The 16,224-nt window shown below is 61.0% G+C and carries 13 protein-coding genes; 2 read left to right on the forward strand and 11 right to left on the reverse strand.

Going from position 1 to position 16,224, the window contains the following annotated elements:
- Positions 1-7: 7 nt before the first annotated feature.
- On the forward strand, positions 8-1,534 hold the full coding sequence (locus tag ACZ89E_RS19905; RefSeq protein ID WP_149659261.1) for an AhpA/YtjB family protein: 1,527 nt from the start codon (positions 8-10) through the stop codon (positions 1,532-1,534).
- A gap of 306 nt (positions 1,535-1,840) precedes the next feature.
- On the opposite strand, the gene ACZ89E_RS19910 is transcribed toward ACZ89E_RS19905, so the two are convergent.
- The 9 genes from ACZ89E_RS19910 to ACZ89E_RS19950 all read right to left on the reverse strand — a co-directional run bounded on the left by ACZ89E_RS19910 (position 1,841) and on the right by ACZ89E_RS19950 (position 11,590).
- Positions 1,841-2,554, reverse strand: coding sequence for a PqiC family protein (locus tag ACZ89E_RS19910; protein ID WP_133840556.1), 714 nt, complete (start codon positions 2,552-2,554; stop codon positions 1,841-1,843).
- 176 nt (positions 2,555-2,730) lie between these two features.
- The gene (gene parC, locus ACZ89E_RS19915; RefSeq protein WP_169371899.1) at positions 2,731-4,998 is read right to left on the reverse strand and encodes a DNA topoisomerase IV subunit A; all 2,268 of its coding nucleotides are present in this window, start codon (positions 4,996-4,998) and stop codon (positions 2,731-2,733) included.
- Positions 4,999-5,005: 7 nt separating this feature from the next.
- Positions 5,006-5,530 (reverse strand): retropepsin-like aspartic protease family protein, encoded by a 525-nt coding sequence (locus ACZ89E_RS19920; RefSeq protein ID WP_149659259.1) that lies wholly within the window; start codon positions 5,528-5,530, stop codon positions 5,006-5,008.
- Positions 5,527-6,516, reverse strand: coding sequence for an esterase-like activity of phytase family protein (locus ACZ89E_RS19925; RefSeq protein WP_149659258.1), 990 nt, complete (start codon positions 6,514-6,516; stop codon positions 5,527-5,529). The genes ACZ89E_RS19920 and ACZ89E_RS19925 overlap by 4 nt, the downstream gene beginning before the upstream one ends.
- Complete coding sequence (parE, locus tag ACZ89E_RS19930; RefSeq protein ID WP_054053318.1) at positions 6,516-8,420, reverse strand: DNA topoisomerase IV subunit B; 1,905 nt, start codon at positions 8,418-8,420, stop codon at positions 6,516-6,518. The genes ACZ89E_RS19925 and parE overlap by 1 nt, the downstream gene beginning before the upstream one ends.
- A 42-nt stretch (positions 8,421-8,462) precedes the next feature.
- Positions 8,463-9,071 (reverse strand): YqiA/YcfP family alpha/beta fold hydrolase, encoded by a 609-nt coding sequence (locus ACZ89E_RS19935; protein ID WP_476256297.1) that lies wholly within the window; start codon positions 9,069-9,071, stop codon positions 8,463-8,465.
- A gap of 543 nt (positions 9,072-9,614) precedes the next feature.
- Positions 9,615-10,430 carry a 3',5'-cyclic-AMP phosphodiesterase gene (gene cpdA / locus ACZ89E_RS19940; RefSeq protein ID WP_476256298.1) on the reverse strand — a complete coding sequence of 272 codons (816 nt, stop codon included), beginning with the start codon at positions 10,428-10,430 and terminating at the stop codon, positions 9,615-9,617.
- 99 nt (positions 10,431-10,529) lie between these two features.
- Positions 10,530-10,982: a DUF1249 domain-containing protein gene (locus tag ACZ89E_RS19945; RefSeq protein WP_149659255.1), complete on the reverse strand. Its 453-nt coding sequence runs from the start codon at positions 10,980-10,982 to the stop codon at positions 10,530-10,532.
- The gene (locus ACZ89E_RS19950) at positions 10,973-11,590 is read right to left on the reverse strand and encodes an NUDIX domain-containing protein (RefSeq protein WP_133840563.1); all 618 of its coding nucleotides are present in this window, start codon (positions 11,588-11,590) and stop codon (positions 10,973-10,975) included. Before ACZ89E_RS19950 ends, ACZ89E_RS19945 begins: the two co-directional genes overlap by 10 nt.
- 228 nt (positions 11,591-11,818) lie before the next feature.
- Between ACZ89E_RS19950 and ACZ89E_RS19955 the strand changes: the two genes are divergently transcribed.
- Complete coding sequence (locus ACZ89E_RS19955) at positions 11,819-12,562, forward strand: RsiV family protein (protein ID WP_476256299.1); 744 nt, start codon at positions 11,819-11,821, stop codon at positions 12,560-12,562.
- Here the strand turns inward: ACZ89E_RS19955 and cytX are convergent.
- Both cytX and thiC read right to left on the reverse strand, forming a co-directional pair.
- Positions 12,531-13,811, reverse strand: a complete 1,281-nt coding sequence (gene cytX, locus ACZ89E_RS19960; protein ID WP_149659253.1) for a putative hydroxymethylpyrimidine transporter CytX — start codon at positions 13,809-13,811, stop codon at positions 12,531-12,533. The two genes, ACZ89E_RS19955 and cytX, sit on opposite strands and share 32 nt — an antisense overlap.
- Positions 13,812-14,279: 468 nt before the next feature.
- Positions 14,280-16,169 (reverse strand): phosphomethylpyrimidine synthase ThiC, encoded by a 1,890-nt coding sequence (thiC, locus tag ACZ89E_RS19965; RefSeq protein WP_149659251.1) that lies wholly within the window; start codon positions 16,167-16,169, stop codon positions 14,280-14,282.
- Positions 16,170-16,224: the final 55 nt, after the last annotated feature.

A 16,224-nucleotide genomic window follows, 5' to 3' on the forward strand; every position in this document is an offset into this window, starting at 1 on the left:
AGCTCAAGTGAACCGGCCCACGCCAGTAAAAACCGATAACTTCTTCCTGCTGATCTTCCGGGCACTGCGCCACCGCCGTGTACCGATTGCATTGCGCATTGCCAGCCATAACGTGATCCTGGTCGCTCTGGCCCTGGTGATTTATGCCTGTGTGATGGGTTTGCAGTTCAAGCAGGCCATGCACGAGCAGGCCGATGCGCTGGGCGAAAGCCTGACCACGCAGACCGCCACCTCGGCCACCGAGTTGCTGGTGTCCAACGACATCCTCAGCCTCAACGTGCTGCTCAACAACCTGACCAAGAACAAGCTGGTGGCCCACGCCGCTATCTACAGCGTGGATAACCGCATCCTCGCCGAGTCCGGCCAGCGCCCCAAGCACAGCCTGTTGGGCGAAGCCGAAGGCATGTATGAGAGCAAAATCACCTTCCAGGACGTGACCGCCGGGCAACTGCGCATCAGCCTGGACATGGATCAGTTCCAGCAGCCGATGACCATCAGTCTGCAAAGCATGGGCATCCTGAGTGCGATTTTGCTGGCCCTGTCCCTAGCCTTGAGCCTGCGCCTGGGTCGCCACATCTCCACGCCGCTGATGCAATTGCGGGTGTGGCTGCGCAATATCGACGAATACACCCCGGCCATCGAGCGTCAGGATGAAATCGGCGATCTCGCCCGTCAGTTGCACGCCAACTTCGCCCCGGAGCCGGCCGAGCCTGAGCCCGTGCCGGAGCCTGAATTCGACGACGTCGATTACGACGAAGAGGCTGATCCAGCCTTCGAAGTGCGTAACCTGCGCGATCCAAGTTTTGATGAAACCAAGCCGGTGGCCAGCCTTAAGCCTGCGCCAAAGCGCAGTGTCAGCACCGTCGAAGACGATGACGACGATGATGCGTTCGCCGACCTGCGTGACGAGTCGGCAGACAACGCGCCGATCACCCTGGCCAAACCGGCGGTTTCCAACGTGCCGCAGCACAGCGCGGTGCTCGCCGTGCAACTGGGCGCCCAGGATCAACTGCGTCGCCTGCCCCGCACGCGCCTTGAGGAACTGCTCAAACGTTACCGTGACTGCCTTGACCAGGCGGCGTCGCTGTATCAGAGCGAACTGCACACCCTGAACGATGGCAGCACGCTGATGCTGTTCCACACCGAAGACAGCGGCGACGACTACCTGACCAACGCGATCTGCTGCGGTGAGTTGCTGCGCGCCCTGGGCCACCAGTTGCAGATCGAAGTCGCCGACAGCGGCATCACCCTGCAATTGCAACTGGGCCTGACCCTGGGCGACGAGTTGTTCGGCCTGAGCCAGATCGACCTGCTGCTGACCGAGTCGGCCCAGGACGCCCTGGCCCTGTCGCAACACAGCCGCAACCTGCTGCTGGTGGAGCGCAAGATCGGCGACGACGCCCTGATCCGCCAGCGTGCGCGGATCCGGCCGATCGCCAGCCCTGAGGGGGCTTGCTGTGTCGAGCGATTGATGGAGCCTTATCCGTCGATGCTCGAGCGGCAACTGGCGCGGATGCATGAGCGTCGGGCGTAAAAGCCCTGCTGTGAAAAAGCCCGCCGACAAGTGATTGTCGGCGGGCTTTTTTGTTGTTCTCGCTGGCCCCTTCGCGGGCAAGCCTCGCTCCTACAGGGTTTACTGATCGTTCCCACGCTCTGCGTGGGAATGCCTCCAGGGACGCTCCGCGTTCCAGCCTCACCTCACAGGCGACGTCCGGTACCGATGTGACGCGGAGCGTCACGGGCTGCATTCCCACGCAGAGCGTGGGAACGATCAGCTCTCCAATCCGCAGAAACAACAAAGCCCGCATCTCTGCAGGCTTTGTGTTGGATCAATCCAGGCTCAGAACCTGAACACTTCCATATCGGTCCGAATCGGCGAGGCCATCGGGATCTTCGGCTGTTTGTCTTGCTCGGCGGCCGGCGCCACAGGCTTGGGCTCCTTTTTACGCGGTGCTTCGGCAATCGGCGGCTGGTTGGCCAATGGCTTCAGCGCCACGGACAATTGCTCGGCCAGACGCTGCACCAGCACACCTTGCGCTTGAACCTGCGCCGCCGTCCCGCCTGCATGTTGCTCTTGCAGGTGAATGATGCGGTTATCGCGAACCTGGCCACGACGGTCGATCAAACGCCATTGCGCATCCAGGATCGCCGGTTGCGACTCACCCGAATCCAGGCGCGTGATCGTCAGCAGCACCTGAACATCCGGGGTAAACCCCAAGGTTGCCGGTGCCAGCACTACGCGTTGGCTGTCCAGATGACCGGCAACCTGACGCAGCAGCAACTGATCGATGTCCGAAGACAGGCTACCCGCCCAACGCCCATCTGACGAAGCCTGGAGGCTGCCATCCGGCTGACGCTGCAGCAAGGTTTCGCGTTGCAGGTAGTCGGCAATGGTTACCGGGCCCAGCAATACAGCCATGCCCGCGCTTTGCGCAGGCTGAGCCGGACTTCCGCTGTCCAGCTGATACAGCGACACCGGTTGGTGAACGCTGCAACCCGCCAGGCCAAGAACGCCAGCGAGCATCAAAATTAACGGAAGGCGCAGAGCAGTCATCGTCCCATCCAGGTGGTTGCCACAAGGCTAACCACAGTGAAAATACTCAATAAATATGAAGAACGCTCGGCCACGCCGGCGCTTGAAAGGCCATATCATCCGTGAATATGCGTTCCGACTCCAGCGGCAAAGCGCCGATCTACGGGTTAAATCGTAGATCCGCGCCTCTAGCACGCCTAATTGAGGTTTTCGACGAGCAGCGCATCTACCCTCTGGAAGCCACGTGGCAATTTGTTACCACGACGTCCTCGCTCACCTTTGTAGTGTTCGAGATCGTCTGCTTTCAGTGACAAGGTACGTTTTCCGGCCTGCAGCACCAAGGTGGCACCTTCCGGCAGAACGGCGATGTCTGTGACGTATTCTTCGCGGCTGGCCACACGCTCACCGGAGATGCCGATGATCTTGTTGCCTTTGCCCTTACCTAATTGTGGCAGGTCGCTGATCTTGAAGATCAGCAGGCGACCTTCGGTCGTGACCGAAGCCAGCCAGTTGTTCTCACGATCAGCCACCGGCCGCGGCAGGATGACCTTCGAGTTGTTCGGCAAGCTCAACAGCGCCTTGCCGGCCTTGTTCTTGGCCTGGAAGTCTTCACCCTTGACCACAAAACCGTAACCGGCGTCGGAGGCGATCACGTACAGCGAATCGTCTTCCGGCATCAGCACGCATTCGAAGGTCGCGCCTGGCGGTGGCGTCAGACGACCGGTCAACGGTTCGCCCTGGCCACGGGCCGATGGCAAGGTGTGGGATGGCACCGAATAACTGCGACCGGTGGAGTCGATAAACACCGCAAACTGGTTGGAACGCCCCGGCGCCAGAGCCTTGAAGCCGTCCCCGGCCTTGTACGACAGCCCGGTGGCGTCGATCTCGTGACCCTTGGCCGAGCGAACCCAGCCTTTTTCCGACAGCACCACCGTCACTTTTTCGTTCGGCAGCAGGTCGTGTTCGGTCAGGGCCTTGGCTTCGGCGCGTTCGACGATTGGCGAACGGCGGTCGTCGCCATAGGTTTCGGCGTCCTTGATCAGCTCGGTGCGGACCAGTTTTTTCAACTTGGCTTCGCTGCTCAGCAAGGCTTGCAGCTTGGCTTGTTCCTTGAGCAGTTCATCCTGCTCGGCACGCAGCTTCATTTCTTCCAGTCGCGCCAACTGACGCAAACGGGTGTCGAGAATGTAGTCGGCCTGGATTTCGCTCAGGGCGAAACGGGCGATCAGCGCGGCTTTCGGGTGCTCCTCGGTGCGGATGATGTGGATCACTTCATCCAGGTTGAGGTAGGCAATCAACAAACCGTCCAACAGGTGCAGGCGACGCTCGACCTTGTCGAGGCGGAATTGCAGGCGACGACGCACGGTCTGCACCCGGAATTCCAGCCACTCGACCAGCAACGCCCGCAGGTTTTTCAGCTGCGGTTTGCCGTCCAGGCCGATGATGTTGATGTTGACCCGGTAGCTCGACTCCAGCTCGGTGCTGGCGAACAGGTGGGTCATCAAGGCATCGTGGTCAAAGTTCTTGCGCGCACCGGGGATGATCACGATCCGGCACGGGTTTTCGTGGTCCGATTCGTCACGCAGGTCGGCGATTTGCGGGGCCTTGGACGGCTTGGCCTGCATCATCGCCGCGATCTGCTCCAGCACCTTGGCACCAGATACCTGATGCGGCAGCGCGGTGACAATGATGTCGCCGTCTTCGATGTGGTACACGGCGCGCATACGGACCGAGCCCTTGCCGGTTTCGTACATTTTCAGCAGGTCGGCGCGGGGGGTGATGATTTCCGCTTCGGTCGGGTAATCCGGGCCCTGGATGTGTTCGCAGAGCTGTTCGACCGTGGCTTTCGGCTCATCGAGCAAACGCACACACGCCGTCGCGACTTCCCGCAGGTTGTGCGGCGGCACGTCGGTGGCCATGCCCACGGCGATGCCGGTGGTGCCATTGAGCAGGATGTTCGGCAAACGCGCCGGCAACACCAGCGGCTCGTCGAGGGTGCCGTCGAAGTTCGGGCCCCAGTCCGCGGTGCCCTGGCCCAATTCGCTGAGCAGCACTTCGGAATAACGGGACAACCGCGCTTCGGTGTAACGCATGGCAGCGAAGGACTTGGGATCATCCGGCGCACCCCAGTTGCCCTGGCCATCCACCAGGGTGTAGCGATAGCTGAACGGCTGGGCCATCAGGACCATGGCTTCGTAGCACGCCGAATCGCCGTGGGGGTGGAATTTACCGAGCACATCACCGACGGTACGCGCCGATTTCTTGTGCTTGGAATCGGCGTCCAGCCCCAACTCGCTCATCGCATAGATGATGCGCCGCTGTACCGGTTTCAGGCCGTCGCCGATATGCGGCAAGGCACGGTCCATGATCACGTACATGGAATAGTTGAGGTAGGCATTTTCGGTGAAGTCAGCCAGTGACCGGCGCTCTACACCGTCCAGGCTGAGATCAAGGGAGTCGCTCATGCGGGCCTCATCGGTTCGTTGTCTGGCGCAGCAGCATGGTGCCACCGCGCTGGGTAAATTCAAGTTTGTTCAGTGCGCTCATGCCGAGCAGCACCTGATTGCCATCCAGCCCTGGCGCGACCAGCGCGCGAACATCACGCAGCACGATATCGCCCAGTTGCAGCCGGTCGATGCGGGTTCGGTAACCCTGGCTCAAACCGTTGGCCGTGCTCAGGGTCACCCCGAAGCCCTCCTCCAGTTTCAGCCGTTCGGCCAGGCTGGCCGGGATCGACACATCGGTCGCCCCGGTATCCAGCATGAAATCCACCGGCTGGCCGTTGATCTGGCCGCTGGCGACGAAATGACCCTGGCTGTTACTGACCAGTTTCACTTCGACAAATCCTTCGCCCTGCTGTGAAGTGACCACCGCATTGGGGTTTTGCTGACGCTGTTCCCACTGCCCGAAAAACCGCGTGGCCAAAAACAGTGCCGCGCACCAGGCCAACACCATAAACACCCGACCGGCGCGTTTACCCGGCGGTTGCTGGCTCATGGCTTGGCGCTCCAGCCACCTTCCGGCGCGGCGAAGCGCCAGACAACCGGGCGGACTTCACCATCGGCGCGAGGGCCGAAATTGTTGTCGACACCGATCCAGGCGCCATCGGCGTCGATGATCAATGCCTCCTCCAAACCAAAATTCTGCGAATAACGCCGGTTTTCCTGCAACAGCTCAGCGGCATACGACCAGCAGCGCTCGACCTTGGCCGTCTGCGGGTCGCGGCGACAAATCTGGTAGGCGTTGCGCTCAAGGGTAAACAGCTTGCCCTCGAACAACGACAGGTCGGAAAAATCCCGGTCAACCGCGCGGGCCTTGGGAAACTGCGGCGGCTGCATTTCCTTGCCGGCTTCACTCAACAGCACACAGCGACCGTCGCAATCCCACACGGTCTGCTGACGTTTGATCAGCAGCAAGCCCCGGCTTTGACGCTCGGCGGCGAGCCACATCTGGTCGCCTGCCGGATTGATCGCCAGGCCTTCGAATATCGCATTGAATTGCAGCAACATGCCCCGAGCCCGTGCTTCGCGAACCATCATGGGCGAGATTTTCAGCCAGTTCGCCGGGCCCGTTGGCGGCACTTGCAAGACGGCCGCATGGCCTTCGCTGACAATGTAACGATTGCCGGCGCTGTCGCAGGTGATGCCTTCGAAATCCAGGTCCCCGCCGCGCACGAAAGACGCCGCCCAGGTCCGCGAACGCAAACCCCAGGGCAAACCGGTATCCGGCACCTCGGGCACATCGATGTGCACGGGTTCGGCTTGCCAGGTGCTGGCGGTCGTATCGAGGCGGTAGATTTGATCGTCGTCGCGATCGGAAACGGTCCACAGGTCCTTGCCACACTGGGCCAGCCCCGACAGATTGCCACCGCGCATGCCATCGACGGCATGCTCGGACAACACGCGCAGCTCCGGCGCCGGCTCGGCAGACACCGTCAACGAGGTCAGCAGCAACGCACACGCCAGGGCAAAGCCAAACCGCATCAGCCCAGAACCTCGGCCAGGTTGCCCTTGGACTCCAGCCAGGATTTGCGATCACCGGCGCGTTTCTTCGCCAGCAGCATGTCCATCATTTCCGAGGTTGCTTCGAAATCGTCCAGCGTCAGCTGCACCAGACGCCGCGTGTTCGGGTCCATGGTGGTTTCGCGCAGCTGCGGCGGGTTCATTTCACCCAGGCCTTTGAATCGTGTGACCTGCGGCTTGCCGCGTTTCTTCTCGGCCACCAGGCGATCGAGGATGCCATCGCGCTCGGCTTCGTCGAGGGCGTAGTAAATCTCTTTGCCCAGGTCAATGCGGTACAGCGGCGGCATGGCGACGTAGACGTGGCCGGCATCCACCAACGGACGGAAATGCTGGACGAACAAGGCGCAGAGCAGTGTGGCGATGTGCAGGCCGTCGGAGTCGGCATCGGCGAGGATGCAGATCTTGCCGTAGCGCAGCTGGGCGATGTCCGCCGAGCCCGGATCGACGCCGATGGCCACGGCGATGTTGTGCACTTCCTGGCTGGCCAGCACTTCGCTGCCGTCGACTTCCCAGGTGTTCAGGATCTTGCCGCGCAACGGCAGGATCGCTTGAAACTCTTTGTCCCGCGCCTGCTTGGCCGAACCGCCAGCGGAATCACCTTCGACCAGGAACAGCTCGGAACGCATCGGGTCCTGCCCGGCGCAATCGGCGAGTTTGCCCGGCAGTGCCGGACCGGCGGTGACGCGCTTGCGCTCGACCTTCTTACTCGCCTTCAAGCGACGGCCGGCGTTGTTGATCGCCAGTTCCGCCAGCAGCATGCCGGTTTCCGGATTGGCGTTGAGCCACAGGCTGAACGCGTCCTTGACCACGCCGGAGACGAACGCCGCCGCTTCACGGGACGACAGGCGCTCCTTGGTCTGGCCGGAGAATTGCGGTTCCTGCATCTTCATCGACAACACGAAGGCGATGCGTTCCCAGACGTCTTCCGGCGCCAGCTTCACGCCCCGTGGCAAGAGGCTACGGAATTCGCAGAACTCGCGCATCGCATCGAGCAAGCCCTGACGCAAACCGTTGACGTGGGTACCGCCCTGGGCCGTCGGGATCAGATTGACGTAGCTTTCCTGCACACTGTCGCCACCTTCCGGCAACCACAGCAGCGCCCAATCCACCGCCTCCTTATTACCGGCCAGGCTGCCGCAGAACGGCTCGTCCGGCAGGCGTTCGAAGCCGTTGACCGCGTCCACCAGGTAGGAGCGCAGGCCGTCTTCGTAATGCCATTCGACTTTTTCGCCGGTGGCCTTGTCTTCAAAACTGACCAGCAGCCCCGGGCACAGAACAGCCTTGGCCTTGAGCACGTGCTTGAGGCGGCTGATGGAGAATTTCGGCGAATCGAAGTACTTCGGGTCCGGCGCGAAGAACACGCTGGTGCCGGTGTTGCGCTTGCCGACGGTGCCAATGACTTCCAGCTCGGTTTTCTTGTAACCGTCGGCGAAGGTCATCTGGTATTCGTTGCCGTCACGCTTTACGCGCACCCGGACTTCGTTCGACAAGGCGTTGACCACGGAAATACCCACCCCGTGCAAACCGCCGGAGAACTGGTAGTTCTTGTTGGAAAACTTGCCGCCCGCATGAAGCTTGGTGAGGATCAGCTCGACGCCCGACACGCCCTCTTCCGGGTGAATGTCCACCGGCATGCCACGGCCATCATCGCTGACTTCCAGGGAGTGATCGGCGTGCAGGATGACCTGCACCGAAGTCGCGTGCCCGGCCAAGGCTTCGTCGACGCTGTTGTCGATGACTTCCTGGGCGAGGTGGTTCGGCCGACTGGTGTCGGTGTACATGCCGGGGCGTTTACGCACCGGGTCGAGGCCCGAGAGGACTTCGATGGCGTCTGCGTTATAAGAGCTAGCGCTGGGAGTGGCCATGGGGTCTCGTCGTCAGTGTTCGTTTAAATGGGGGGCGATGATTCACAGTGCGGTGAAATCGATCGACTGATACAAATCTGCGCCGATGCCGGCAAAACTCAACATGGCCGGCAATTGCCCGGCAAAACCCTGGAAACTATGGTCGCCGCCGGCCTGGATGCGCAAGGCACAGGCGCGGTAATACTGCTGGGCGAGGCGATAGTCCAGCGTTTCATCGCCGGTCTGCAACCACACCTGATAACGCTGCGGGTCCCGGGGCGCCGGCACTTCCAGCTCGGCCAGGGCCGTCACATGGTCGTGGGTCAATTCCCAGGCCTCATCGGTATACAGGTTTTTCTGCGTCCCCAGAAACCCGTCGAACATCCGGTGCGGACTGACAGCAGGGTTGATCAACAGGGCCTTGAGGCCATGGTGCTCGGCCAAGTGAGTCGCATAGTAGCCGCCGAGTGAGCTTCCGACCAGCAGCGGCCGCCCAAGCTCCTCGATCGCCCGGTTCAACTGACCGATGGCCTCACGCGGGTGATGATGCAAGGCCGGAACCTGCAACCGATCGCTCAAGCCCAGGCGCTCCATCACATTGATCAACTGGCAGGCCTTCTTCGAGGCCGGCGCACTGTTGAAACCGTGGATATAAAGGATCGAACCGGACATTTGAACTCCCTGAGCGTCGGGTAAAGAGGCGCAGTTTACAGGGAGACGAGGAATGTTGGCGCCAGCATCCATCGAAATGAACACGGTTACGTACAGAATCGTTGCATCCGGGAGGGATCGGTCGTCTGTCAGGACGCCTTCGCGGGCAAGCCTCGCTCCTACAGGATTGATGTACACCGCCCCGCTCTTCACCACTCATTAGGCCGAGCGTTAGCTCGCCTGCTTTTGATTTACCCGCCCCTTCGGGAGGCTGAGTGGAGGTGTTCATCTGGGGGTGGGCGCGTAGCGCCGTGCGGCGAAGCCGCACACATCGAGAGGAGGTCGAAGCGAAGCCGACCGGAGGCGATGCCCCCAGATGGACACCGGAGCGAAGGAACGCCGAGCCTCAGCGAGGGGCCGGACGCCGGGGCGAGACCTTTTGGTTACTTTTGGGGCGTTTGCCAAAAGTGACCCGCTGTAAGAGCGGAACCATAAGCCGCCGTTACCGCAGAAATGGATATGTACTCCAACCAAGAACATGGTCGGCCCAAAGGCCGCCAAGTCTCAGTAACCGTTGGAACCGTAATCAACCGTAAACTCGAAACCAGTAACACGCTCAACCCCAGTTTCAATCAGCCCATCCGGCATCAGTCGCAACCACCGATACCCCGGCGCCTGCTCCCCGACCTTGAAATCCTCACTCCCCGGCTCAAACTGAATGCAAGTCGAAGGCGAAGCCATCAACCGCACCCCCTCGCGCAACTGATCGATCTCCTGATGCACATGCCCCCACAAAACGGCGCGCACCTGAGGAAACCGATCCAGCACCGCAAACAACCCCTCAGGATTGCGCAACCCAATCGGCTCCATCCACGCACACCCGATCGACACCGGATGATGATGGAAACACACCAGATGATGCCGCTCCGGCGCCTCGCTCAGCGAACGAGCCAGCAACTGCAACTGCTCATCCTGCAAATACCCCGGCACCGACCCCGGCACGGCGGAATCGAGCAACGTCACCCGCCAGTTACCGATGTCCACCACCGGCTCCAGCAACGCACTCTGCACCGCCGCTTCAGCCATGATCCGCGGTTCATCGTGATTGCCGGGAATCCAGCGCGCCGGGGCGTCGAGCTGCCGGGTCAGATCGCGAAAAAGCTGATACGACTCCAGCGTGCCGTCCTGGGACAGGTCGCCACTGGCAATGATCAGATCGATTCGCGGCTGTTGCACACGCACCAGTTCAATGACCTTTTGCAGGCTCTCGCGGGTATTCATGCCCAGCAACGTGCCATCCGCCTCGGCGAACAAATGACTGTCGGAGATTTGCACCAACAACGCCGGATCGGCGGTGGTCAATGTGGATACGCTCGGCAAGGCGTTCTCCCAGGGGTGAATCACGGGGTTGGATAGAGGCCGCAATTATGCTGGGGGACGGTCAAAAGAGGAAACCTGTGAACCGGACGCAGTTCACATCTATCGCACGACGGCGTACTCGTGCCCACACGCCAGACAGTGGCTCAGCCATTCCCCCAGGAACAGATTGAGCTGCGCCTTTTCATCCGGCTGATGCATCGCGGCGTTCGGGTAAGGATAGATGCCCCGGAAGCGTCTTGCATGTTCGGCGCTGACGACCTCGGCCATGCACGCGTCGTGGTAGACCTGGACTTCCAGTTGCGGCACCGGCAACCACGGCAGGCTGTGTTCCTGGCGCACTTGCAGGGTGGTGGTGTACGGATTGACTTGCAGCACTTCCAGGGCCAGCACGCCCAGCATCTGCTCGCCCTGGGTCACGGCGATGCGCCGTGCCTCGGGTTCGCTGCGCATGTCGGGCAGCAGTCGCATCAAACGCGCATAGTTCGCCTCGCAGGAGGCTTGCAGCCCCACGAGGTCCACCCGATAGCGATCGCGCAGCTTGTTTACGACCATAACCCCCTCACTTCAGCGCGGTTCAAAGCAAGCCATTGCAAAGCAATGATGCTGGCCGCGTTGGCAATTCGTCCGTCGCGTACGGCTTGCAGCGCATCTTCGAACGCCCAGACCGTGACGCGGATATCTTCCGCTTCTTCTGCCAGTCCATGCAGGCCGCCTACTCCGTTGGTTTCACAACGCCCCAGGTACAAATGCACGAATTCGTTACTGCCGCCGGGCGATGGAAAATATTTGGTCATCGGCCACAGCGCCCCGAACACAAGCCCAGCTTCCTCCTGCGCTTCACGGTGAGCAACTTCTTCCGGTTCTTCGTCTTTATCGATCAGACCGGCGACCAGCTCGATCAGCCACGGGTTGCTGGTCTTGCCCATGGCGCCGACCCGGAACTGCTCGATCAACACCACTTCATCGCGTTGCGGATCGTAGGGCAGCACGCACACCGCATCGTGGCGCACGAACACTTCACGATTGATCTCGCGACTCATGCCGCCGGCGAATAATTCATGGCGCAAATGCAGGCGGTCGAGCTTGTAGAAGCCCGCGTAGCACTGCTCGCGCCGAACGATCTCAACGGTGGTCGGAATGGCGTTGGCAAAATCAGTCATGACAATCCTCGTTTACTGCAATCCGTTACGAGGCGCCTTTTTTGTACCTGGCAGCCTCGACTTCGCGCCATCCTAACGCGCCGTTGATGTTTGATGCAGCCCCTTTACCTTCAGCGGGATAGACGGTGAGGGCGAAACCAACTCTAATTAGCTTAGTGGCGAACTGACTGCTTCGTTGACAGTCGAAGCGGTAACTTTTCGCCTTTCCCTGTTTTATGAAGGACGCCCATGTCGCTTTTTAAAATCGCCTCCGTGGCCGCTATCGCCCTGACGCTGGGCGCTTGCCAGAGCCTGTTCCAACCCAACTACCGCACGCCGCTGGAAACCACCCGCGATGCTTCGGAAATCCTGAAACCGGGTTGCACCACGCCTGACTGCCCACTGGTGAACATCGATACCCTGACATTCCCCGCCGAACCGCAACTGGACGGCATCGTTGAAAAGAACCTGCTGCAATTGACCCGCACCCCGGACGCTCCGGCGGCGCCGACCCTGGCCGCCTACCGCGATCAGTTCCTGCGCACCGCCGCACCGCGCTCCAGCAGTTACCTGCAAGCCAAAGTACGTGAGCAGCATGACGGCTTGGTGATCGTCGAGTTTTCCAGCTACCTGGACACCGGCGGCGCCCATGGCACGCCGGGCCGCAGCTTCATCAACTATTCGCGCCAGCAGCACAAAGTGCTGACGTTGTCGGACATGTTGCTGCCGGGTCAGGAAGACGCGTTCTGGAAAGCCGCGCAGGTGGCGCACAACAGCTGGCTGATCAGCACCAAACTCGATCAGGAGCCGGATTTCCTGAAGAACTGGCATTTCCAGAAAACCCAGAACGTGGCGCTGACCTACGGCGGGGTGATCCTCAAGTACGAAGTGAGCACCATCGCGCCTTACGCCCTGGGCCACATCGAACTGAAGATCCCCTACCCGCGCCTGAACGGTATTCTCAGGCCCGAGCTGTTTCCCGGCCGTAACTGAAGGCTCGACCGAGCACGAGTTGCAGCAGCCCTGCCAGTACCAGCGACGGCAGGGTTGCGCCGACATCCGGATACAGATTCGCCAGCAGATGATAAGTGCTCACCCCGCCCAACCAGGCGAGCAACGCCGGCCAGCGCAACGCGGCTGACGCGACCTGGGCACTGCGTTTGCGCAGGATGAAGTGATCCACCAGCACCACGCCGAACAGCGGCGCAAACACCGAACCGATCAACAGCAGGAAGTTCTGGTACTGGGCCAAAGGCGCCAGGCAGGCGATCAGTGTGCAAATCACACCAATGGCCAACGCCAGATGCTCGACCTTCAAGCGCAACAGAATCCCGCTCGACACCGCCGCCGAGTGAATATCGGCGAAAGCGTTTTCCGACTCGTCCAGCAGAATCAGCAGCAGCGGAATCCCCAGGCCGGCGCCGGCCAACGCGAGCAGCAAGGCATTCACTTCACCGCTCGGCGCGAACGCCAGCGTGTAGGCCACGCCCAGGCTCATCAGCCAGAAGTTACCGATAAAGAAACCCAGCGCCGTTCCGCCGAACACGTTTTTCGCGCGTTTGCCGAAACGCGAGTAGTCGGCAATCAGCGGCAGCCACGACAGCGGCATCGCAATCGCAATGTCGAAGCCCACGGCGAAGGGCATCGAACCGTCACCGGCCTGAGCCCACAACGCGGCCAGATCGGCTTTGGCGAACAGGTTCCAGGTCAGCCAGATGCACGCGGCCAGCAACAGCCAGATGCCCCACTTGCGCAGGATCTGCCGCACGAACGTCAGCGGGCCGCTGACGGCGAGCAAGGTCGCCAAGCCACCGAAGAACACGGTCCAGAGCAAAGGGTTCGACAGCAAGCTGCCTTCGCTGAACGCCCGGGCGCCGAGCAGGCTGGCGGCGTCGCGCATGACGATGATTTCGAACGAGCCCCAACCGATCAGCTGCAGCAGGTTCAGCACCGCCGGCAGGCTCGCGCCATGTTTGCCGAGGCTGAGCTTGAGCGCGGCCATCGACGACAGGCCGGTGTCGCTGCCGATCACGCCCACGGCGGCCAGCAGCAAAACGCCGACCAGCGTGCCGAGGAAGATCGCCAGCAACGAGCCAGACAGGCCCAGGCCCGGCGCGAGCAATGCGCCGGTCTGCAAGACCATCAGGCCGATGCCGAGGGAAAACCACAGGGAAAACAGATCGCGACCGCCGAAGACGCGCCTATCGGCGGGTACGGCTGTGTCAGGGGAATAGGTGTTCAAGTCAGGTATCTCGAGGGAAAGATGGGTTACTAGTTTCAAGCGGCAAGCCTCAAGGAAAAGCAGATCCAGCCTTGCTTCTAACTTGCCGCTTGCAACTTGCCGCTTAGATCTTTTGATCGTTCCCACGCTCCGCGTGGGAATGCCTCCTGCGACGCTCTGCGTCACGCCGTTCGGGGACGCGGAGCGTTCCGGGCTGCAACATGGGTTACTAGCTTCAAGCGGCAAGCCTCAAGGAAAAGCAGATCCAGTCTTGCTTCTAACTTGCCGCTTGCAACTTGCCGCTTAGAACTTTTGATCGTTCCCACGCTCCGCGTGGGAATGCCTCCTGTGACGCTCTGCGTCACGCCGTTCGGGGACGCGGAGCGTTCCGGGCTGCAACATGGGTTACTAGCTTCAAGCGGCAAGCCTCAAGGAAAAGCAGATCCAGCCTTGCTTCTAACTTGCCGCTTGCCGCTTGTAACTTGCCGCTTAGATCTTCTTGTACAGCTGACTGCCTTCCTGCTTGAAGCGCTCTGCCTGGTCCGCCAGTCCCTGGGCGACTTCGGCATCGATGGTTTCGATCCGCTGGTTGGCCGCGTATTCGCGGACTTCCTGGGTGATTTTCATCGAACAGAACTTCGGCCCGCACATGGAGCAGAAGTGCGCGACCTTGGCCGAATCCTTCGGCAGGGTTTCATCGTGATACGAACGGGCGGTGTCCGGGTCGAGGCCGAGGTTGAACTGGTCTTCCCAGCGGAATTCGAACCGCGCCTTGCTCAAGGCATTGTCGCGAATCTGCGCGCCCGGATGCCCCTTCGCCAGATCGGCGGCATGGGCCGCGATTTTGTAGGTGATGATCCCGGTCTTCACGTCATCCTTGTTCGGCAGGCCCAAGTGCTCCTTCGGCGTCACGTAGCAAAGCATGGCGCAACCGAACCAGCCGATCATCGCCGCACCGATGCCGGAGGTGATGTGGTCGTAGCCCGGCGCGATGTCGGTGGTCAGCGGGCCGAGGGTGTAGAACGGCGCCTCGTCGCAGCACTCAAGCTGCTTGTCCATGTTCTCTTTGATCAACTGCATCGGCACGTGGCCCGGGCCTTCGATCATGCATTGCACGTCGTGCTTCCACGCGATTTTGGTCAGCTCGCCGAGGGTTTCCAGCTCACCGAATTGCGCGGCGTCGTTGGCGTCGGCAATCGAACCCGGACGCAGGCCGTCGCCCAGCGAGAAGCTGACGTCGTAGGCCTTCATGATTTCGCAGATGTCTTCGAAATGGGTGTAGAGGAAGTTTTCCTTGTGATGCGCCAGGCACCACTTGGCCATGATCGAACCGCCACGGGACACGATGCCGGTCACGCGCTTGGCGGTCAGCGGCACGTAGCGCAACAACACGCCGGCGTGGATGGTGAAGTAGTCGACGCCCTGCTCGGCCTGTTCGATCAGCGTGTCGCGGAACAACTCCCAGGTCAGGTCTTCGGCGGCGCCGTCGACTTTTTCCAGCGCTTGATAAATCGGCACGGTACCGATCGGCACCGGCGAGTTGCGGATGATCCACTCGCGGGTTTCGTGAATGTGCTTGCCGGTGGACAGGTCCATGACCGTGTCCGAACCCCAGCGAATGCCCCAGGTCAGTTTCGCCACTTCTTCTTCGATGGACGAACCCAGTGCGCTGTTGCCGATGTTGCCGTTGATCTTCACCAGGAAGTTACGGCCGATGATCATCGGTTCCAGTTCGGTGTGGTTGATGTTGGCCGGGATGATCGCGCGACCGCGGGCGATTTCGTCACGGACAAATTCGGGGGTGATGATTTTCGGTACGCTGGCACCGAAGCTGTGACCGGCGTGTTGCTGGTCCAGCAGCCCGGCGGCACGGGCCACTTCGAGCTTCATGTTTTCGCGGATGGCGACGTATTCCATCTCGGCGGTGATGATGCCTTTGCGCGCGTAGTGCATCTGGCTGACGTTGGCCCCGGCCTTGGCCCGACGCGGGTTGTTGACGTGGGCGAAACGCAGCTTGGTCAATTCGGCATCGGCGAGGCGTTCCTGGCCGAAGTTGGAGCTCAGGCCCGGCAGGCGCTCGGTGTCGCCACGGGACTCGATCCACGGCGAGCGAATATCGCCCAGGCCTTTGCGCACGTCGATGATGACGTTGGGGTCGGTGTACGGGCCCGAGGTGTCGTACACCACGACTGGCGCGTTGATCTCACCGCCAAAATCGGTCGGGGTCACGTCGAGGCTGATTTCGCGCATTGGCACGAGGATGTCCGGGCGGGAGCCCTGGACATAGATTTTTTGCGAGCGGGTAAACGGTTGAACCGACTGTTGATCGACTTGGGCCGAATCACTCAGGTTCGTCGTATTTTTTAGTTTTATCGTCATCACGGGCTCTCCAGACAGCATCCAGGCAGTGGAATTTTGTCGGAGTGAACCTGTA

The sequence above is a fragment of the Pseudomonas sp. TE3899 genome, from assembly GCF_056279105.1.

Bases quoted from the DNA above. Each gene is read 5' to 3' on its own strand.
- ACZ89E_RS19910 (WP_133840556.1), bottom strand. From the start codon at position 2,554: ATGACTGCTCTGCGCCTTCCGTTAATTTTGATGCTCGCTGGCGTTCTT.
- parC (WP_169371899.1), bottom strand. From the start codon at position 4,998: ATGAGCGACTCCCTTGATCTCAGCCTGGACGGTGTAGAGCGCCGGTCA.
- ACZ89E_RS19920 (WP_149659259.1), bottom strand. From the start codon at position 5,530: ATGAGCCAGCAACCGCCGGGTAAACGCGCCGGTCGGGTGTTTATGGTG.
- ACZ89E_RS19925 (WP_149659258.1), bottom strand. From the start codon at position 6,516: ATGCGGTTTGGCTTTGCCCTGGCGTGTGCGTTGCTGCTGACCTCGTTG.
- parE (WP_054053318.1), bottom strand. From the start codon at position 8,420: ATGGCCACTCCCAGCGCTAGCTCTTATAACGCAGACGCCATCGAAGTC.
- ACZ89E_RS19935 (WP_476256297.1), bottom strand. From the start codon at position 9,071: ATGTCCGGTTCGATCCTTTATATCCACGGTTTCAACAGTGCGCCGGCC.
- ACZ89E_RS19945 (WP_149659255.1), bottom strand. From the start codon at position 10,982: ATGGTCGTAAACAAGCTGCGCGATCGCTATCGGGTGGACCTCGTGGGG.
- ACZ89E_RS19950 (WP_133840563.1), bottom strand. From the start codon at position 11,590: ATGACTGATTTTGCCAACGCCATTCCGACCACCGTTGAGATCGTTCGG.
- ACZ89E_RS19955 (WP_476256299.1), top strand. From the start codon at position 11,819: ATGTCGCTTTTTAAAATCGCCTCCGTGGCCGCTATCGCCCTGACGCTG.
- thiC (WP_149659251.1), bottom strand. From the start codon at position 16,169: ATGACGATAAAACTAAAAAATACGACGAACCTGAGTGATTCGGCCCAA.